This is a genomic window from Candidatus Polarisedimenticolaceae bacterium (assembly GCA_036376135.1).
GTDB lineage: Bacteria > Acidobacteriota > Polarisedimenticolia > Polarisedimenticolales > DASRJG01 > DASVAW01.
The window spans coordinates 1-19352 of record DASVAW010000153.1 but is presented as its reverse complement, the minus strand read 5'-3'; the positions used below and the strand labels follow the sequence as shown (position 1 = coordinate 19352).

The 19352-nt window shown below is 71.4% G+C and carries 16 protein-coding genes and 1 tRNA gene; 14 read left to right on the top strand and 3 right to left on the bottom strand.

Translation table 11 applies throughout. The annotated features are described in order from the left end of the window. Positions 1 to 411 precede the first annotated feature (411 nt). Positions 412 to 1818, top strand: a complete 1407-nt coding sequence (locus VF139_15970; GenBank protein HEX6852894.1) for a sigma-54 dependent transcriptional regulator — start codon at positions 412 to 414, stop codon at positions 1816 to 1818. Beyond that, positions 1815 to 3692: an ATP-binding protein gene (locus tag VF139_15965; protein HEX6852893.1), complete on the top strand. Its 1878-nt coding sequence runs from the start codon at positions 1815 to 1817 to the stop codon at positions 3690 to 3692. The genes VF139_15970 and VF139_15965 overlap by 4 nt, the downstream gene beginning before the upstream one ends. A gap of 12 nt (positions 3693 to 3704) precedes the next feature. Here VF139_15965 and VF139_15960 read toward each other — a convergent pair whose 3' ends face one another. After that, the gene (locus VF139_15960; protein ID HEX6852892.1) at positions 3705 to 5411 is read right to left on the bottom strand and encodes a tetratricopeptide repeat protein; all 1707 of its coding nucleotides are present in this window, start codon (positions 5409 to 5411) and stop codon (positions 3705 to 3707) included. 72 nt (positions 5412 to 5483) lie between these two features. On the opposite strand from VF139_15960, the gene VF139_15955 reads away from it, so the two are divergent. The 4 genes from VF139_15955 to VF139_15940 are packed head-to-tail and all read left to right on the top strand — an operon-like array spanning position 5484 to position 8972. Beyond that, positions 5484 to 6215 (top strand): metallophosphoesterase, encoded by a 732-nt coding sequence (locus VF139_15955; protein HEX6852891.1) that lies wholly within the window; start codon positions 5484 to 5486, stop codon positions 6213 to 6215. Beyond that, positions 6212 to 7882: an ABC-ATPase domain-containing protein gene (locus VF139_15950; protein ID HEX6852890.1), complete on the top strand. Its 1671-nt coding sequence runs from the start codon at positions 6212 to 6214 to the stop codon at positions 7880 to 7882. Before VF139_15955 ends, VF139_15950 begins: the two co-directional genes overlap by 4 nt. Beyond that, positions 7879 to 8577 carry a YIP1 family protein gene (locus tag VF139_15945; GenBank protein ID HEX6852889.1) on the top strand — a complete coding sequence of 233 codons (699 nt, stop codon included), beginning with the start codon at positions 7879 to 7881 and terminating at the stop codon, positions 8575 to 8577. Before VF139_15950 ends, VF139_15945 begins: the two co-directional genes overlap by 4 nt. Next, positions 8574 to 8972, top strand: a complete 399-nt coding sequence (locus VF139_15940) for a DUF2752 domain-containing protein (protein HEX6852888.1) — start codon at positions 8574 to 8576, stop codon at positions 8970 to 8972. The genes VF139_15945 and VF139_15940 overlap by 4 nt, the downstream gene beginning before the upstream one ends. An 8-nt stretch (positions 8973 to 8980) precedes the next feature. Here the strand turns inward: VF139_15940 and pepF are convergent, their stop codons facing one another. Both pepF and VF139_15930 read right to left on the bottom strand, forming a co-directional pair. Continuing rightward, on the bottom strand, positions 8981 to 10798 hold the full coding sequence (gene pepF, locus VF139_15935) for an oligoendopeptidase F (GenBank protein ID HEX6852887.1): 1818 nt from the start codon (positions 10796 to 10798) through the stop codon (positions 8981 to 8983). Positions 10799 to 11088: 290 nt separating this feature from the next. Beyond that, positions 11089 to 11175, bottom strand: a tRNA-Leu gene (locus VF139_15930). A gap of 175 nt (positions 11176 to 11350) precedes the next feature. Between VF139_15930 and VF139_15925 the strand changes: the two genes are divergently transcribed. The 8 genes from VF139_15925 to VF139_15890 form a co-directional block, all read left to right on the top strand. Then, the gene (locus VF139_15925; GenBank protein HEX6852886.1) at positions 11351 to 11866 is read left to right on the top strand and encodes a CarD family transcriptional regulator; all 516 of its coding nucleotides are present in this window, start codon (positions 11351 to 11353) and stop codon (positions 11864 to 11866) included. Between the two features lie 76 nt (positions 11867 to 11942). Then, a complete protein-coding gene (locus VF139_15920; GenBank protein HEX6852885.1) occupies positions 11943 to 13691 on the top strand; it encodes an NFACT RNA binding domain-containing protein in 1749 nt (582 codons plus the stop codon). Then, positions 13688 to 14335, top strand: coding sequence for a deoxyribose-phosphate aldolase (deoC, locus tag VF139_15915; GenBank protein HEX6852884.1), 648 nt, complete (start codon positions 13688 to 13690; stop codon positions 14333 to 14335). The genes VF139_15920 and deoC overlap by 4 nt, the downstream gene beginning before the upstream one ends. A 92-nt stretch (positions 14336 to 14427) precedes the next feature. After that, positions 14428 to 15462 carry a lysylphosphatidylglycerol synthase transmembrane domain-containing protein gene (locus VF139_15910; GenBank protein ID HEX6852883.1) on the top strand — a complete coding sequence of 345 codons (1035 nt, stop codon included), beginning with the start codon at positions 14428 to 14430 and terminating at the stop codon, positions 15460 to 15462. Then, positions 15459 to 15920: a transcriptional regulator NrdR gene (gene nrdR / locus VF139_15905; protein ID HEX6852882.1), complete on the top strand. Its 462-nt coding sequence runs from the start codon at positions 15459 to 15461 to the stop codon at positions 15918 to 15920. Before VF139_15910 ends, nrdR begins: the two co-directional genes overlap by 4 nt. Positions 15921 to 15936: 16 nt before the next feature. Continuing rightward, entirely contained in the window at positions 15937 to 16386 is a 450-nt protein-coding gene (locus tag VF139_15900) for an Hsp20/alpha crystallin family protein (protein HEX6852881.1), read from the top strand. Next, on the top strand, positions 16383 to 18806 hold the full coding sequence (gene lon, locus VF139_15895; GenBank protein HEX6852880.1) for an endopeptidase La: 2424 nt from the start codon (positions 16383 to 16385) through the stop codon (positions 18804 to 18806). Before VF139_15900 ends, lon begins: the two co-directional genes overlap by 4 nt. A 134-nt stretch (positions 18807 to 18940) precedes the next feature. Continuing rightward, on the top strand, positions 18941 to 19352 hold a 412-nt coding region (locus VF139_15890), incomplete at its 3' end, for a sigma-70 family RNA polymerase sigma factor (GenBank protein ID HEX6852879.1).

Sequence of the window (19352 nt, the reverse complement as noted above, 5' to 3'; positions counted from 1 at the left end):
CACGCGAAGAGGACGAGGGTGGAAAGAAGAACACGGAATCGGGGGCGACGGTTCGGCATGGCGGCGGGACTATACGGAAAAGAACGCCCGTGTGTACCTTTTTTCGGTCGAAGCCTTGATTGGCCCGGCTCTTGCCTCTAGATTGCCCCCGGCGCTGAATCGCCTCGAACGCGGAAAGGGCCGACACCGCCGGGACGCGCGAAGGAGTTGAGGCAAATGCAGTTGATTCTGGTCGTTGGCGCGATCGTCCTGAGCGTGACCGCCGCCTTGGGCACCGCGACCCTCGCCTTGAGCCTGCTCCTCCGCCTGATGTCGAAATTACGCTAGACGGGTTATCTTTACCCGTTCGGCGGAAGGGGGGCGGGGTGATCGTGCTCCCCGAGGGTCCAGGTCTACAACCGCGGTGAGTTCATGGCGGAACGCATTCTGGTCGTTGACGACGAGAGCGGGCCGCGCGAAGGTCTTCGCCGATTGCTCGAGGCGTGGGGGTACGACACGGCCAGCGCCGCGTCGGCCGACGAAGCGCTCGAGCAGATCGAACGCGAACGTCCCAGCGCCGTCATCACCGACCTCGTCATGCCCGGGATGGACGGGCTCGAATTCGTCCGGCGCGTGCACCTGGAGCACGCGTTGCCGGTCGTCGTGTTCTCGGGCCAGGGGACGATCGACTCCGCCGTCGAGGCGATGAAGCTCGGCGCCGTCGACTTCCTCGAAAAGCCGGTCGAGCCTGCCCGGCTGAAGATCCTCCTCCAGAAGTTCGCGAGCACGCGGGAGCTCATTGCCGACAACCGGCGCCTGCGCGCGGAACTGCGCGAGCGTGGCGCGCTCGGACGCCTGCGCGGGGCGTCCGAGAAGATGCGCATCGTCTACCGCCAGATCGAGCAGGTCGCGCCGAGCACGCTGTCGGTGCTGATCGTCGGCGAGAGCGGCACCGGCAAGGAGCTCGTCGCGCAGACGCTCCACGACCTTTCTCCGCGCAAGAAGTCCGAGTTCGTGGCGATCAACTGCGCGGCGATTCCCTCCTCGCTCCTCGAGAGCGAGATCTTCGGACACGAGCGCGGCGCGTTCACCGGCGCGGTGCAGCGCAAGATCGGCTGCTTCGAGATGGCGCACCGGGGCACGTTGTTCCTCGACGAGATCTCCGAGATGGACGAGCTCCTGCAGGCCAAGCTGCTGCGGGTGCTGCAGGAGCAGAAGTTCCGGCGCGTGGGGGGGCGCGAGATCATCGAGTGCGACGTCCGCGTGATCGCCGCGACCAACCGCGAGCCGATGCGGGCGATCGCCGAAGGGAAGCTGCGCGAGGATCTCTACTACCGCCTGAACGTCTTCGCGATCCATCTCCCGTCCCTTCGCGAGCGTCCCGAGGACATCGTGATGCTCGCGCGACACTTCGCGGAGGAATACGCGTCGCGCACGGGGACGCCGATCTCCCCCCTGCACCCGACCACGCTCGAGCGCCTGCTCACGCACGGCTGGCCCGGGAACATCCGGGAGCTCAAGAACGCGATCGAACGCTCCGCGCTCCTCGCCGGGGGAACGCCGATCCTTCCGGAGCACCTCCCGCAGGAGGTCTGCCGCGCCGCCGCCGAGCGGCCGGGTCCCGCGGCCTTCACCCCCGTCGTCTTCCAGGGCGGCGCGCAGGCGTCGCCGGTCGCGCCCATGGTGGCGCTGCGCGTGGGCGTTCCGATGGAGGAGGCCGAGCGCGAGCTGATCCGCTCGACGCTCGCCCACACCTCCGGGAACAAGACGCGCGCCGCGAAGATCCTCGGCATCTCGCTGAAGACGATGCACAACAAGGTCAAGAAGTTCGGGTTATGAGAGGCCCGTCGCTTCCCTTCAAGATCCTCGCCGTCCACCTCGCGTTCGTGGTCGCGGCCGGCGTCGTCGCGGCCTGGCTCGTCCGGGGGCAGTTCGAGAAATACAACCGGCGCTGGGAGGCCAACGTCGCCACGATTCCCGCCGAGAAGCTCCTCATGGGGTTCGGGGTCGAAGCGAGCCGCGCGCTCCTCCTGCGCGAGCTCGAGAAGTTCCCCGAGGTCGCCGAGCGCGACCAGCCGCGCATCTCGTTCGGTCTGCGGGCGTTGCTGCAGGAGCTCCCGAGCGTGAAGTACCTCGCGATCGTCGACCGCGAGGCGCGGATCCGCTTCGCGAGCGATCCGACCCAGGTCGACCTCGCCTACATCCGCGACGAATGGCGGGCGTTGTTCGCCTCCGACCGCTCCGTGCGTCGCGTGTTGTCCACCGGCCCGTCGGGAGCGTTGACCGAGCTGATGATCCCGATCTTCGACGAGGCTCCGGGCGTCGCGGAGCGGCGCCGGCTGGGCTCGGTCTACGTCCGCTTCGAGCCGGACCCCGCGATCCTCGCGCGCTTCCCCGAGCTCCAGCCCCCCTCGATCCCGTTCGAGGCGTACCTCTGGCCGCTGCTGGTGTTCGTGGTCGCCGTGGCCGCCGGCGCGATCGCGGTGAACGCCATCACCATCCTCCCGGTACGCCGACTCGAGCGGGTGCTCGGCGAGTTCCGCGAGCGGGGATTCCGCGGGCCGATCGACGTGGAGCACCTGGGGCTCGGGTCGGAGTTCGCCTCCACGGTGCGGACGATCAACGAGATGGGAGGGCGACTGGAGGCTCTCGACGGCGCGGGGCGGGAGCGGGAGGCGCTTCTCGCGACGCTCTCGCAGTCCCTCGAGGACGGCATGGTCGCCATCGACGCGGGGGGGCGACCCGTGGCCTGGAACGAAGCGGCGGTGCGGCTGCTGGCCCCGGAGACGGGCGCCGCCGGCGTCGAGGCGAGGATCCGCCAGGCGATCGTGGCGATCCCGGGCCTCCTCGGCCCCGGCGGAACGCCGTCCTCCCGCGAGATCGAGATCGCGGGCTCGAACGGCGAGCGGACGCCGGTTCGCGTCACCGAGGTGCCGTTCGAGGCTCGCCCCGGCGAGTCGGGCGCGCTGCTCCTGCTGCGCGACGTCGCGATGATCCGCAAGATCGAGACGCATCTGCTCGAGGCGGGGCGCTTCGCCGTGCTCGCCCACCTGGCGGGAAGTCTGGCCCACGAGATCCGCAACCCGCTGCATTCGATCGGGCTGAACGCGTCGGTCGTCGAACAGTACGTCGGTGCACCGTCGACGGCGGCCTCCGAGCAGGCGGTGCGGGACTCGCTCCGGACGATCCAGGAGGAGACGCGCCGCCTGACCGACCTTCTCAACAACTACCTCGGCCTGCTGAAGTCCTCCCCCGAGCCCGCGCCCGTGGACCTGCGCGACCTGTGTCGGCGCGTACTCCGCCTGCTCGCGTACGCCGCCCTGAAGGCGCGCGTGGAGCTGCGGCTCGAGGGGGAGGAGGACCTCCCGCCGGTCGTCGGCGTCCCGGATCGGCTGCAGCAGGCGGTGCTCAACCTCGCCCTCAACGCGATCCAGGCGATGCCCCAGGGGGGCGTCGTGGCGCTGCGTACCCACTACGCCGGCGGGGTCGTTCGGCTGTCGGTGGCGGACACGGGGCCGGGGCTCCCTCCCGGGCTCGAGGAGGCGCTGTTCGACACGCGGGTGACCACGAAGCCTGGAGGCTCCGGTCTCGGCCTGCCGCTCGTGCGCCTCATCGCCGAGGCGCATGGAGGGAGCGTCTGGTATCGATCGGAGCCCGGACGGGGAGCCACCTTCACGCTCGTCCTGCCCGCGGAGAGCCAGCAGGCGGCCTGAGGCCTCAAGACGTCACTCCAGCTGGCTGCGCGTCGCCGGTGACTCGAGTCGCTCGCGCGCGAGACGGTGGGCGTCGTATTCGTCGGGGAGCTCGAGCACCCTTCGATACTGCGCGAGCGCCTCCTCGCGGCGACCCTGCACGTCGAAGATCCGGCCCAGCTGGTAGTGCGAGAAGATCCGGAAGCGCGACTCCCCGGAGGCGAGGGGAAGCGACAGCAGGCGCCGGAAGGCGGCCTCCGCCGCGTCGAGGGCGTTCGTTCGCATTCGGGCGGAGGCGAGGTTGAACAACGTCTGGGGATCCTCCGGCTTCGCCGCGAGCGCGTGTTCGAGCGCCGTCGCGGCCCCCGCGTAGTCCCCGGCGCGAAGGCGCTCCTGGGCGTCGCGCTCGGCGCGCGCGAACGCCACGTCGGCGGAGCGTCGCGCGGCGGTCTGCTCCAGCCAGGCGCGGAACGCGGTGTCGAGGTCGGCGGCCGAGAGGTCGAGCACCGCGCCGACGGTCGCCGCGCTCACCTCTTCGAGTCCGTAGATCTTCGGAAACAGCGCGGGGCGCGTCGCGCGCAGCCAGCGGACGAAAAGCCCGGCGGTCGCGAAACCGCCCGTGTCCCCGATGCGGCGCAGGCGCTCCTCGTCGAGCAGGTCGGACGGCGCGGCAACGCGCCCGGAGGCGAGCAGGAGCGCCACCGTGACCTCGAGGTCCTGACCGCGCCAGACCCCCTCGAGATCGAGGGCGAGGCCCTCGTACAGCGCCGTCGAGAAGCAGGGGCCGAGTCGCGCGCGCGCGAGGAGGTGAATCTCCTCGTGGGGCGACGGCGATCGCGCGAGCCGCCGGATCATGTGGAGCTCGCGTCGGCTCGGCACCGAGTGCGCGGGGTCGCCGACCCCCGTGCGTTCGCGCTTCGCGTCCTCGTCCTTGTGGACCCCGAGATCGACGACGAAATCGGCGGGGAGCTCCACGCCGAGCTTCTTCGCGGCGTTGTTGATCGCCTGCTCGCGCGCGGCGGCGATCGCGTCGAGGTCCGCCCCGGCCAGGTCGGGCATCGATCGGATGCGCACGTGGGGCGTGGTCCTCACGACCGCGAACGGGGGCAAGTTCGCGTCGATCACTTCGTGATCCGCCTCGGCGCGTTTGTCGCGGACCGGCGGCCACAGTGGGCCCGGGGCGCACATCCCCTGGCGGATGGGACGGTATCCGCGCACGACCGCCCAGTCGGAGCCGATCCGGGGCCACGGCATGAATCGGTCGGACTCGGGGTCGATGCGCGACCAGAAGAGCAGGACGCGCTCCCCGGCGTACGGGTTGATGCCGAACAGCAGGAGGTCGTCTCCCGCCGCCGCGGTCACGCCGTCGAAGAGGGTCCAGCCGTCGTCGGTGCGCCGGAACGGGCGCGGTGCCTTCGACGTTCCGAGGACCCGGTTCGTCCAGCCCAGCAGCAGCAGGTTCGCATCGAGGTCGGCGGGGGTGGCGTCCACGTCGGCGAGGACACGCGTCTTCACGCCGTGCTGGACCTCGAGGAATCGTGCCCTCGCGACGGCGGAGCGACGGTTGCGCTCGGCGTCGTCGCCGTCGCCGGCCGGGTAGACGACGGTGGCGTCCTTCAGCTCGAAGACGATCATGGCGCCCGAGTAGGCCTCCGGACGGGAAGGAGGCTCGGGCGGGGCGTCCGGAGCGGCGGGGGCGGCGACGGTGGCGGCGAGGAGCATCGCGAGGGTCGGGATCACGGCGGGGAACCTCCGGAGCCCTGGAGCATACCGGGGCCGCGGCCATCGCGCACCGGCCGTTACAATGCCCGCGTGCCGACCCTCCACGCCCTCGCGGACCTCCACCTGTCGCTCGACGGGTCGAAGCCGATGGACGTGTTCGGCGAGCTCTGGCGCGAGCATGCGGTTCGCATGGCGCGCGCGTGGGATGCCGCCGTCGCTCCGGACGACGTGGTCCTCCTCCCGGGGGATCTCTCCTGGGCGACGAGCCTCGAGCAGGCCGCAGTCGATCTCCGCTGGATCGGCGCGCGCCCGGGGCGCAAGGTGCTCCTGCGAGGCAACCACGACGCCTGGTGGGCCTCCGCCTCCAAGGTGCGGCGCGCCCTCCCCGAGGGGTGCGTGATCCTCCAGAACGACGCCGTGGATCTGGGTGGTCTCGTCCTCGTCGGGGCGCGCGGGTGGACCGCCCCCGACGATCCGACGGCGCAGCCCGGGGACGCGGCGATCTTCCGCCGCGAGCTGGAGCGACTGAGGCTGTCGGTCGCCGACGCCGATCGGCGATTCGGACGGGACCTCCCGCGTGCGGCGATGACGCATTTCCCGCCCTGGATCGTCGGGCGGGCGCCGAGCGAGGTCGTGGAGATCCTCCGAGGCGCCGGAGTGACCGTGTGCGTCTACGGCCATCTGCACGGCGCCGACCACGCGCTGGGCGTGCGGGGGGAGCACGACGGGATCCGCTTCGTGCTCGCCGCGGCCGACGCGGTCGGATTCGCGCCGGTGCCGCTGACGGAAAAGCTCCGTTCGGTTGCTAGACTCCCCGCGTGAATCGACACCCACGCCCTCCGCGTTCCGGGCCCGTCCGTCCCGCGTATCCGCCGCGTCCGTCGCGCCCGCGGGTAACGGTCGATCGGGATGCCGGACTCGCCGATCGGCTCGAGGCGCTCGACGGCAGACCGTTCGCCGCCTACCGGACGCTGCGCGGAGAACACGCGCTCGACGAATTCCGGCTCGTGCTCGACCAGGTGCCGGGGGATCCGGCGACGGGACCGGCGCGGGCGCGGATCCGGCTCCCGCTTTCGAACGCCGGAATCCCCGCCGCTTACGGGAGCGACCCCGTGGCGCGTCTGGCCTGCGAGGATTTCCTCGCGCGCGCGGCGGCGAGAGCGGCGGAAACCCTCCTCGCGCCGGAGGGGCATGCGGCGCCCGGCTCGGGTCGCATCGTCGTGGAACGGCCGGGGCCGGCGATCGTGGAGCGCACTTCCTGCCGGGTGCTCGACGGGTTCGCGGAGCTCCGGGTGGCGCTCGATCTCCCGGCGTGGGAGCGCACGGTACGGGGACGTCACGCCCGCGCGCTCCTGACCGAGGCGCTTCCGAGATTCGCCCGCGCCGCGTTGCTCCTCGGCTCATCGCGCCGCGAGGAGCTGGAGCAGCACCACCGCACGGTCGTGGAGCATCGCGAGATCCGCGAAGCGCTGCGCGGTCGGGGCCTCGTCGCCTTCGTCCCGGACGGTGCGCAGCTGGAGGGACTCCGGGAGCGGTGCCGTGCTCCGGACGGCCGTGCGGTCGAGTTCCACGTCGGGGGGCGCACGATCCGAGGGCTGGGGATCCCGGGAGGCGTCACGCTGCTCGTGGGCGGCCCGCGCTCGGGCGCGCCCGAGGTCGTGCGCGCGATCGCGGCGGGGACGGAGCCCCGTCCGGCGGGGACGCCCGGGCACGGCGTGGTGGCGGCGGAGGGCGCGGTGGAGGTTGCCGCCGAAGGGGGCGCCGAGAGCCAGCGCGAGCGCCTGCGACGCGCGCTCGAGGGGGGCGCTCGCGTGCTCCTCCTCGACGAGGACCGCAGCGCGCCGGCTTTCCTCGGACGGGATCCGAGGCTCGGGCGGTTGCTCGCCGACCAGCCGGTCGCGGGATGGACCTTCGCGGACATCGCGCGTGATCTCGATCGCACCCGGGGCGTCGCGTCGATCGTCGCCGCGGAGGCCACCGGCGAGCTGCTCGGAGCCTCCGACGTCGTATTCGTCGCGATGGACGGGGGAATCGAGGACGCGACCGAAGCCGCGCGGCGCGGCACGGCCGGGTCGCCGACGTCGCGGCGATTCGAACCTCTCGAATCGCGATCGGTGACCATCCTGTCCTCGCCGACGGGGGAGGACCGCCGCGCCGAACTGGCCGGCGCGTCGTCGCTGCGTGTCGGCGGCGCGCGCGTGACCCTGCCGGCCTTCGAGCCCCCGCTCGACGACGCGAGGCGCAGGGGGCTCGCCTACGCGCTCGCGAGGGCGGCGGCGCTCGGGGCCGAGCCGATCGGCGTCGCGGAGCTGATCGACACCCTCGAGCGCGAGCTCGACGCCGGCGCGCTCGACACGTGGGGCGAGCGGCGGGGCGATCTCGCGCGGCCCCCTCGCTCCGCGATCGTCGAAGCCTTGTACCGGCTCCCGTCCGCGCGTTTCCAAGCGACGCGCCTCGAGCGCCCGAGTCCACCCGGAGGCCGCCCATGAGCGAATTCACGTTCGAGCCCCCCGCCCCTCCGAGCCCGCCCCCCGTGCCGCCGCTCCCCTGGGAGCGTCCCGGCGCGGGAGTCGGCGACCTCTGGCCGACGCTCACCCTGCTGCTGGGGCGGCCGGGGGAGGCGTTCCTCCGCCTGAGCCCCACGGCAAGTGTCGGGAGGGCGCTCGTCTTCGGTCTCGTGGTCTACGTGATCTCGAACGCGCTCGCCCAGCTGTGGACGCTCGCCCTCAGCAGCGCGATGCAGGGGATGCTCGACCGGCTCGGAGGCGGAGCCTTCTCGGAATTCCAGCAGTTCCAGCTCTCGCCGGGGGTGCAGTACATCCTGAACGTGTTCCTGTCGCCGTTCATCTTCGTCATCGGCACGCTCATCGGTGCCGGAGTCGTCCACCTGATCCTCCTGCTGCTCGGAGGAGCACCGGGTGGGTTCGAAACGACCCTGCGCGTGAACGCCTACAGCGCGGCGCCGACCGTCGCGATGGTGATCCCTTTCCTCGGCGGCGTGATCGCCATGATCTGGTGGATCGTCCTGCTCATCGTGGGGCTCGCCGCCGCGCACCGCATCCCCACGGGGCGTGCGGCGGCGGCGGTGCTGATCCCGGTGGCGTTGTGCTGCGTGTGCCTGATCGTCGGCATCGCCGTGTTCGCGGCGAGCCTCACGGCGATGCTCGGCGCTGCCGCGAAGTGACGCCGCCGACGGCGGCGCGGTCCCCGCGCGTGCTGGCGTGGTGGTGGTTCGCGGCCTCTTCGATGGTGCTCGCGGCGCTCCCGCTGGCGCCGGCGATCGCCGGTGCGGTTCCCGCGTGCCCGCTGCGCCGCTGGACCGGGATTCCGTGCCTGACCTGCGGGGGGACGAGGGCGATCGTCGCCCTCGCGCGCGGCGACGTGTTTGGTGCCGTCGCCCTCAATCCCCTGGTGGCCGTGGCGGCGATCGCCTTCGTCGCGTTCGGGCTGGCCGCTCCGATCTGGGTCGCCTTCGGGGGGAACGTGCCGCGTCTCACGGCGATCTCCCCGCGGGCGCGCGTCGCGGTCGCCGTCGCGATCCTCGCGGCGTGGGCATGGGTGGTGTTCGGTCCCGCGTGACGGGAGGCTCAGCCGACGAGCGCCTCCAACTCGACGATCCGCCGTTCGAGCTCCCGGAAGGTGGCCGTGAACGGCTCCGGGCTCTCGAGGTCCACCCCCGCGCGGCGGAGCAGCTCGAGCGGATAGTCCGAGCCCCCCGACCCGAGAAAGGCGAGGTAGCGGTCGCGGGCGCCGGGAGCCCCCGACAGGACGTCGGCGGCGAGGCTCGTCGCCGCGACGATCCCGGTCGCGTACTGGTAGACGTAGAAGTCGTAATAGAAGTGCGGGACGGCGGCCCACTCGATGCCGTAGAGGTCGTCCACCCGGCAGGCGCCGACGTCGTGCCCCTGGTGTTCCCAGAACAACGCGAGGTAGAGCTCGGCGAGGGCCTCCCCGGTGAGCGCCTCGCCGCGCTCGGCCCGCTCGTGGATCACGAGCTCGAACTCGGCGAAGAAGGTCTGCCGGAACAGCGTCGCACGGATCTGGTCGATCCAGCTCGCGATGAGGTACGCCTTTTCCCGAGGGCCTTCCGCGCGGCGCTCCATCGCCTCGTGCAGCAGGGCCTCGTTGAAGGTCGACGCGACCTCCGCCACGAAGATGGAGTAATCCGCGCTCGCGAACGGTTGCGTGCGGTTGCTGAAGTACGAGTGCATCGCGTGGCCGGCTTCGTGGGCGAGCGTGGAGACCGCGTCGAAGTCCCCGTTGAAGTTCAGCAGCATGTACGGGTGGGCGTCGTAGGCGGAGCCGTTGGCATAGGCTCCGGAGCGTTTCCCCGGCGACGGGTGCCAGTCGATCCAGCGCTCCTCGAACGCGCGGGCGAGCGCGGTCCCGTATTCTCGGCCCAGCGGCGCCATCGCCTCGCGGACCACGCGCGCGGCCTCGGCAACGCCGAATCTGCGGTCGGAGCCGGTGACGATGGGACAGTGGAGGTCGTGGTAGGCCAGCTCCCCGACCCCCAGCGCCCGCGCCCGCACGGCGTAGTAGCGGTGGAGGATCGGAAGGTGCTCGCGCACGCGGGCGATCAGGTTCGTGTACACCGACTTCGGAACCCGGTCGCCGTCCAGCGCCGCCTCGACCGCCGAGGGATACCGCCGGACCCGCGCGCGGAAGACGTGGCCCTTGAGGCACTCGAAAAGCGTGGCGCCGACGGTCTCCCGGAAGGGGAGGTAGCTGCCGTAATAGGCCTCGAAGAGCCGCTTGCGCTCGTCGCGGTCGGACGACGTCCGCCAACGCGCGAAGTTCGCGGGAGAAAGCGGCGCGGTCTCCCCGCTCGCGGAGGTGAACTCGGGGCGGGGGATCTCGGCGTTGAGGAGGACCCCGTGGAGCGTTCCCGGCCCGCCGAGCAGCAACCCCGCTTCCGCGACGATCCGTTCCTCGCTCGGCCCGAGCACGTGCGGGCGCTGGCGGTCGAGGTTGCGGAGGAACTGCCGGTACGGCTCGAGCCTCGGCTCGGAGGCGAGCGCGCCCGGGATCGTGCCTTCCGGCAGGGCGAGCAGCTCCGGACGGAGCCACGACGTGTGACGCGCGAATTCCGTTCCGAGCATGTCGAGCTCGGCGCGGACCGCCTGGCGGGCGGCCTGTCGCACGTCCTCGTCGGCACGCATCCCGGCCCAGGCCTGCAGGCGGTAGTAGCGGCGCGTCTCGGCGGTGATCGCGTCGAGCGCGTCGGCGAGGATCGCCGGGGACTCGTTCAGGCGCCCGCGCCAGCTCTCCAGTCCGCCGAGGGCGGCCGCGAATGCGTCCCGGTCGGTCTGATAGGCACCTTCGGACGGATAGATATCGTCGAGGTTCCAAGTCTCGGCGGGTCTGGCGGCGCGCTCCGCGACGGCGCCGGGGGAGTCGTTCATCATCGTCCTTCCGTGGGGCCGTTCCGAGGTGTCGTCACGTTAGGTTCCCGCAGGTGCTTCGGCAACGGGTCGGCGGTTATACCTCGCAATTGCGGCGCTGTGGAGGGATTTGGTGCTCGGGTCGGGACCGAAACCCCTCACGGTGAATGGAGCGGACGCGGGCGACGCGCCCTGCCTCCGGCGATCGTTGCACTATTGGAAGCTGGCGCGGCCACGCGGCCACGCGGCTCGCGAGCTCGACGCGCCCGCGATCGTGCGCGCATCGCGCCGCGGAGTGTTGGAGTTACGGTTGGTGCCGGAGGTGGGACTTGAACCCACACGAAGCTAGGCCTCGGGGGATTTTGAGTCCCCTGCGTCTGCCATTCCGCCACTCCGGCGGCGGGAGCGCGCGAGAGTAGTTCCCGCCGAACGAAATCGTCAAGCGGGACGCCCCCTACCCGATCCCCCCGGCAGACGCTAAAGCCTTCAGTTCTTGCGGTTTCCATCGTTTTCGCTGTATAATTCCTCGACTCCGTCCGGCTGAAATCCCCAAGGCGGAGTCGGGAGGACTGATTGGACTTCAAGGTCGGAGACAAGGTCGTCTACCCGAATCACGGCGTGGGTGTGATCGAGCAGGTGACCAACAAGACCATCGGCGAGACCGTGGCGTCGTTCTACTGCCTCCGCATCCTCTCGACGGACAGCACGGTGATGGTCCCCGTCGGCAACACCGCCGCCGTGGGGCTGCGCAAGGTCCTGACCAAGCGCGAGATCAACAAGGTGATGGAAGTCCTCCGTAACGGCGAGGTCGCGACCTACGACGATTGGAAGGGTCGCTTCCAGGCGAACTCGGAGAAGATGCGCACGGGGGACATCCGCGCCGTCGCCGAGGTGCTCAAGAGCCTCACGATGCTCGCCGAGGTGAAGCCGCTGTCCTACCGCGAGCGCAAGATGCTCGACCGGGCTCGGTTCCTCCTCGTCTCGGAGCTCGCCGAGGCCTCGAACAAGACGACCGAGAAGGTCGAAGGCGAGATCGACGCGTCCATCGCGGACTCGCTCAAGGGCGCGAAGGTCAAGGTCGAGCACTGACCTCGGCCCCGCCCGGGATGCGGACTCTCGACGGCCCGGCTCGCGCCGGGCCGTTTTCATCTCCGGGTACTCCGTCGTGGACCTGCTGGTTCTTCTCCGTGTCGTTCCCGCGCTCGACGCCGCCCTGGCCGGGGCGAGGCTCGAGTCGTACCGGGAGGAATCGGCGACCCGGACCCGACTCGTCTTCGTAAACGGAACCGACGGTCGCCCCCGTTCGGTCGCCGTCTCGCTGCGTCCCGAGCTTCCGTGGATCGGTCGGCCCGCTCGGCGGCACGACGGCGCGCCGTGGTCGCCGTCTCCGTTCGGGGGGGCGTGTCGGCGTGAGCTCGAAGGGCTCGTGCTCGAGAGCGCTCGGCTCGTCGGCCGGGACCGCGTCGTCGCCCTGCAGTTCGGTGGAGGCGTGCGACTCATCGCCGAGCTCGCGACCCACGGCGCCAATCTCGTCCTCCTCCACGCCGACGGCACGGTGGCCGCTTCGGCGCACCAGCCGAAGCGCTCGGCGGAGCGGGTGCGCCCCGGCGCGCGGTGGTCGCCGCCGTCGCTTCCCCCCGGCACGGCCTCCCCGTTCGGGATGGCCGCCTCGGAGATCGACGCGCGATTCGAGGCCCTCGTCGCGGCCGGGGAACCGCCGCTCGAGGCGCTCCGCCGGCACTGGTTCGGCATCGGCACGGCGGGCGCCACGCTCGTCCTCCAGGAGTCGGCGGCTGCGGGGGAGACGCCGGGCCGCGTGCTCGAGCGACGTCTTCGTGGGCTCGAGGAGGGATCCCTCGACCCGGTGATCGAAGGGGACGAGGATCCGCTGGAGGCCGCCGAGCGAGGCCCCCTCGACCCGTCCCGTTTCCGGCTGCTGCCGTGGTCCCCCGAGGGCGCCGGCCCCGCGGCGTCAACGCGGCGCGACGATCCGGCCGCGACTGCCGGGCTCTGGCACGAGGCGGTCGAGCGCGGACTCGCGCTCGCCGCGCGTGTGGAGTCGCTGCGCGCGATCCTCCGCGCGGAGCGCCGCCGGGCGTGGGACGCCGAGCATCGGGCCCAGGAGGACCTCGCCGGGTTCGAGGACCCGGACCTCTGGCGCCGTCGTGGGGAGGCGTTGCTCGCCGGCCTCCGGGAGGCGCGTCGCTGCGACGGCGTCGTAACCGTCCCGGACCCGTACGACGCCGCGGGCGGGGAGATCACGTTCCCCGCTCCCGCCGGCGTGTCGCTCCCCGCGGTCGCCGAGGATTGCTTCCGACGCCACCGACGCGCGCGGCGCGGCCTGGAAGGAGCGCGCGGCCGCCTCGAGAGCCTCGCGCGTCGCCGCGCGCGCCTCGAGGAGATCGGCGAGAGCGTGGCGAGCGACGCCGCGGCGGAGGAGCGGCGGCTCACGCAGTCGCTCTCCGAAATCGGCGTCGCGGTCGGCCTGAGGGCCGGCACGCGCGTGCAGCGCGCGGCGCGATCGGCGGCGCTCCCCCGGGTCGAAGGGGTGCGCCTGGCGACCTCGACCGACGGGTGGACCTTCCTCGTCGGTCGAACCGGCCGGGACAACGACCGCCTGACGTTCAAGGTCGCGGGCCCGGACGACTTCTGGCTCCACGCTCTCGGGGTCCCGGGGGCACACGTGGTGATTCGCAACCCCGACCGGGCCTCCCGGCCGCCGCGCGCGACCCTCGAGGAGGCCGCCGCGGCCGCGGCCTGGTTCAGCGATGCGCGCGGCCACGGGGCCGTCGACGTGACGTGGACGCGGCGAAAACACGTGCGGCGCGCGCGGGGGCAGCCGCCGGGGACGGTGGTCGTGAAACGATCGGAGGTCGTGCGCGTGCGCCCCGCCGCGCCGGGAGCCCTCGAATGAACCTCACGGCGTCGCGATTCGATCACGCGGTGCTCGGGCCGGATCGCCCCCACGCGGAGATCCTCGCCGAAGCGGCCCGGGCCGCCTCGCACGCCGTCCGTGGGCTGTGCGTCCTCCCCCGCGCGGCCGTCGTCGCGAGGGAGCCGCTTCGGGGGTCGAGAACGCTCCTGGTCGTCGTCGTGAACTTCCCGGCGGCCGCCTCGACGGCCGAGCTCGCCGCGATCGAGGCGAGGCGCGCCGTCGATGACGGGGCGGGAGAGGTGGACGCCGTCGTCCCTGCGGGTTGGCTCCGGGCGGGGGAGTTTTCCCGGGCGCTCGACTACGTGGCCGGGATCGTTCGGGCGGCCGGGGTTCCCGTGAAGGCGATCGTCGAGGCGGCGATGTTCGACGATCCCGTCCTCGCGCGGGTGGGCCGCGAGGTGGTCGGGCCGTCGGGGGCGGCCTTCTTCAAGACCGGCACGGGAGTCTACGGAGGCGCGCTGGCTCCGGAACGGATCCGGGCCCTCCGATCCGCGCTGCCGGCGACGCTGCTTCTGAAGGTCTCTGGAGGGATCCGGGACGCCGAACAGGCGTTGCGGGCCGTCGAATCCGGGGCCGACGTCCTCGGCACCAGCCGAACGTTCGCGATTCTCGGTCTCGAATAGGACCCATCGCGCTGAAGATCGCCCCCATCGCTCCGAAGATTCGGGGTTCTCGGTTGATTCCGCCGGAGGAACTACCCTACATTGGCGCTCTCATGAAACAGGTGCTGTCGTTCGTGCTCGGCCTCGCGCTCGCGGCGGCGATCTTCGTTTGGGTCCTGCACGACACCGATCTCCGAGCCGTCGGGACGGGCCTGGCCGGGGCGTCGGTCGGCGGCCTGCTGCTCGGCGCCGCCCTCAATCTGGGTCACAACGTCTTTCGGGTCTGGCGATGGAGGTACCTGCTCGAGCCCGTCCGCAAGGACGTGCCGTTCCGTCCGATGGGCACGTCGGTCGTCGTCGGTTACCTCGTCTCGTGGGTGGTTCCGGGGCGCCTCGGCGAGGTGGTGCGACCGATGCTCCTCTCGAGCCGGGAGAAGCTCCCGCTGGGACCCTGTCTCGGGACCGTGGCCGCGGACCGTCTCCTGGACGGCGTCGCGATCGTCGTCCTCGCCGCGATCGGCCTGCTCCTCGCGCCGCTGCACGGCGAGGCCGCCGCGCACGCCGGCTCGGTCAAGACGACCGCATGGTCGCTCGTCGGCGTGCTCGCCGCGGGAATCGTGCTCCTGATGACCCTTTCCGCCGCAGGAACCTGGGTCGAGCGGCGCCTGATCGCCTTCCCGGGGCCCGTCCGATGGGGGGTGCGGGCGCTCCTGTCGCTCGCCCGCGGAACCGACGCGCTCCGGAGCCCGCGCATCCTCGCGATCGCCTCGGCGCACAGCGCGCTCGCGTGGCTGACGATCGCCGCGGGGACGTGGGTCGGCGTCCGCGCCGCCGGCGCCGACGTCCCCTTCGGCGCGATCCTCGTGATGCTGCCGCTGCTCGCCCTCGGGGTCGCGGTACCGACCCCCGGCGGCGCCGGGGGCTACCACGGTGCGATGAAGTGGGGGCTGACCGTCCTGTTCGGGGTGCCGCCGGATATCGCCGTCGCGGCCGGGCTGCTCATGCACCTGGCGATCGTGGTCCCGATCCTCGTGCTCGGTCCCGTGCTCCTGCACACCGATCGCATTTCCTGGGGCGATCTGATCGACGGCGCCCGCAACGTCCGCGCCCTCGGCTCCGCTCCCGCCGGCTCGGAGGTGGCGTCGTGAAGTGTCCGTTCTGCGGGCATACGAAGGACAAGGTCGTCGACTCGCGGGAGACCGGCGCGGGGGATTCGATCCGGCGGCGCCGCGAGTGTCTCCAGTGCGGACGGCGCTTCACCTCCTACGAGCGCGTCGAGGAGATCCCGTACTTCGTGATCAAGAAGGACGGCCGCCGCGAGCCGTTCGAGCGGCAGAAGCTGCTCGCCGGTCTCCATCGCGCCTGCGAGAAACGGCCGGTCTCGGCGAAGGCGCTGCAGGCGATCGCCGACGAGATCGAGCAGATGGTCTCGGACTCGGCGGATCGCGAGGTCGAGTCCAACCGGATCGGCGAGCGGATCATGGAGCGGCTGCGCGACCTGGACAAGGTGGCGTACGTGCGGTTCGCCTCGGTGTACCGTCAGTTCGAGGACGTCCAGGAGTTCATGGCGGAGTTGCGCGGCCTGCTCGAGACGCGCAAGCCCTGAGGGGGCGGGAGAAGCGATGAGCAACACGTTCGGCCCGTTGTTCGAGGTCGCGCGGATCCAGAGCGAGATCAACCGGCTCTTCGACAACCTCATCGACCTCGGCTCGAAACCGGAGGACGCCGCCGCCGGCACCTGGACGCCGATCGTGGACGTGGTCGAGACCGAGGACCATCTGCTCGTGCGCGTCGAGCTTCCCGGCGTCCCGGGGGACCGCGTGCAGGTCAGCGCGCACGCGGGAAACGTGATCGTCCGCGGCGAGAAGCCGCGTCCGCAGCCCCCGCAGTCCCCGCGGTTCCACGTCGCCGAGCGCGCATTCGGGCGGTTCCGGCGGGTCATCCCGCTCGGGACCCCGGTCAACACCCACAAGGCGGAGGCCGTCCTCGCCGACGGATTCCTGAGGATCTCGTTCCCCAAGGTCCCGAACCGTCGCGGCGAAGAGGTTCCCATCGAGGTCCAGTCGGCATGAGCGCCACCGATCGTCCCTCCGAGGAACGGCTCGACATCCCGTCCGAGCTCCCGGTGCTTCCGCTCCGGGACATGGTCGTCTATCCGTTCATCATCGCGCCGCTGTCGGTGGCGCGGGAGATGTCCATCCAGGCGGTCGACCGGGCGCTCGCCGAGAACCGGATGATCGTGCTCGCGGCGCAGCGCGACAAGGACGAGGAGGACCCCGCCGGCTCGGACCTGTTCGACATCGGCACCGTCGCGGTGATCATGCGGATGCTCAAGCTCCCCGACGAGCGCATCCGCGTGCTCGTCCAGGGGGTGGCGCGGTGCCGGCTGCGCGAGTTCACGACCGCCCGCCCGTTCCTCCAGGCCAAGCTCGAGCGGCTCAACGATCTTCCGTTCGACGAAGCCTCGATCGAGAAGGAGGCCCTGCTCCGATCGGTGAAGCGCGCGATCGAGCGTGCGGGCAGCCTCGGCAAGAACCTGCCGAGCGAGGTGCAGGTCATCGCCAACAACCTGGAGGACCCCGGCCGGCTCGCCGACCTCGTCGCCTCCAACCTCGAATTGAAGGTGGAGGAGTCCCAGGAGGTCCTCGAGACCCTCGACCCCGTCGCGCGCCTGAAGCGGGTTCACGACTTCCTGAACCGGGAGATGAACCTCCTCAACATGCAGCGCGAGATCGATTCGATGGCGAAGGACGAGATGGACCGCTCGCAGCGGGAGTATTACCTCCGCCACCAGATGAAGGCGATCCTCCAGGAACTGGGCGAGGGGAACGAGCTCGTCGAGGAGGTCGAGCACTACCGCGAGAAGGCGCGCGCCGCGGAGATGCCCGCGGGGGCGAAGGAGGAGCTCGACCGTCAGCTCCGGCGGCTCGAGCGGATGCACCCCGATTCCGCCGAAACGGCGACGGTGCGCAACTACCTGGACTGGCTGACCGGGATGCCCTGGGCGAAACACTCCAAGGACAATCTCGACCTCAAGAAGGCGAGGAAGATCCTCGACGAGGATCACTACGGGCTCGAGAAGATCAAGGACCGCATCCTCGAGTACCTTGCGGTGCGCAAGCTCTCCAAGAAAGGCAAGGGGCCGATCCTGTGCTTCGTCGGCCCGCCCGGCGTCGGGAAGACCTCGCTCGGACGGTCGATCGCGCGGGCCCTCGGGCGCCAGTTCGTCAGGCTGTCGCTCGGAGGGGTGAAGGACGAGGCCGAGATCCGCGGGCACCGCAGGACCTATGTGGGGGCGATGCCGGGGCGGATCATCCAGGGGATCCACCAGGCGGGGACCGCGAACCCGGTCTTCATGCTCGACGAGGTCGACAAGATCGGACAGGACTTCCGCGGCGACCCCTCCGCCGCGCTGCTCGAGGTCCTCGACCCCGAGCAGAATTTCTCGTTCCGCGATCACTACCTCGGCGTGCCGTACGACCTCTCGGACGTCCTGTTCATCACCACGGCGAACCTGCTCGATCCGATCCAGCCGGCGTTTCGCGACCGGATGGAGGTCATCCGCCTGTCCGGGTACACGGAGGAAGAGAAGCTCGTCATCGGCAAGCGTCACATCGTGCCGAAGCAGGTCGGAGAGAACGGCCTCAAGTCGGGGCAGATCGAGTTCTCCGACAACGCGCTGCGGGCGCTGATCGCCGGCTACACGCGCGAGGCCGGGCTTCGCAATCTCGAGCGCCACGTCGCGCAGGTGTGTCGCAAGGTCGCGCGCCAGGTCGCCGAAGGGCGCAGGCGGAGGATGCGCGTGATCGAGTCGAGTCTCGAGGCCTATCTCGGCCCGGCGCCCGCCACGCGCGAGGACGCCCTCGCGGAGCACCAGGTCGGGGTGGCCACCGGGCTGGCGTGGACGGAGTCCGGGGGCGACGTGTTGTTCGTCGAGGCGACGGTGATGCGCGGGCGCGGGGGGCTCACCCTCACCGGACAGCTCGGCGAAGTGATGCGGGAGTCCGCGCAGGCGGCGTTGTCGTTCGCGCGGGCGCACGCGGCCGAGCTCGGCATTCCCGAGGACTACTTCGAAGGCAAGGACCTCCACGTGCACGTCCCCGAGGGCGCGATCCCGAAGGACGGCCCGTCGGCGGGGATCACCCTCGCCACCGCGATGGTCTCGGCGTTCACGGGGCGTCCGGTCCGCCGGGACGTCGCCATGACCGGGGAGATCACCCTCAGGGGGAACGTCCTGCCGATCGGGGGGGTGAAGGAGAAGGTGCTCGCGGCGCGTCGGTCGGGGATCCGGACGGTCCTGCTCCCCGAAGCGAACCGGAAGAACCTCGAGGAGATCCCGAAGGCGCTGCGCCGGGACCTCCTCTTCTCCTTCGTGAAGGACGTCCGGGAGGTCTTCGAGGCCGCCTTGCTCGACCCGTCGCGCGAGGTGGTGACGGCGGTCCAGGCCCCGAAGGCGAAGGCGCGGCGAAGCGCCCCGCAACCCGCCCACTGACGCCGCTGCTACACTTCGCCGTTCGTCCGCGGGGTTTTTCTCCCTCCGGCTAGACGCGCCCCCCGGCCCGCGCGTACCACGCGTCGGTCTCCGGCGTCGGCGTCCCGTCCGGCCGCCCCGCGGCGGTCGGAGCGATGCGGGACGACGCGGCACTGGTCGACAGGCTCCGGGCGGCGGCTCGGGGCGACCGCAAGGCGTTCGAGGAGGTCGTCCTCCTCCGGCGCGATGGGGTCGTCCGGATCGCCCGCCGGATCGTCGGGGACCCGGAGGACGCCCGGGACGTCGCCCAGGCGGTCTTCCTGAAGCTCTGGAAGGTCCTCCGCCGCTTCGACGTCGAGCGGCGCTTCGACACGTGGCTCTACAGGATCACCGTGAACGCCGCCATCGACCATCTTCGCGAGCGCGGGCCCCGGGGGATGATCCAGCCCCTGCCCGACGACCCCTCCGCCCTCGCGACGGCGGGGTCCGACGGTGCCGCCCGCGAAGTCGACCTCGCGGAACTACGGCGCGCGTTCCTTCGCCTCGCGGCGGGCCTCGCCCCCAAGC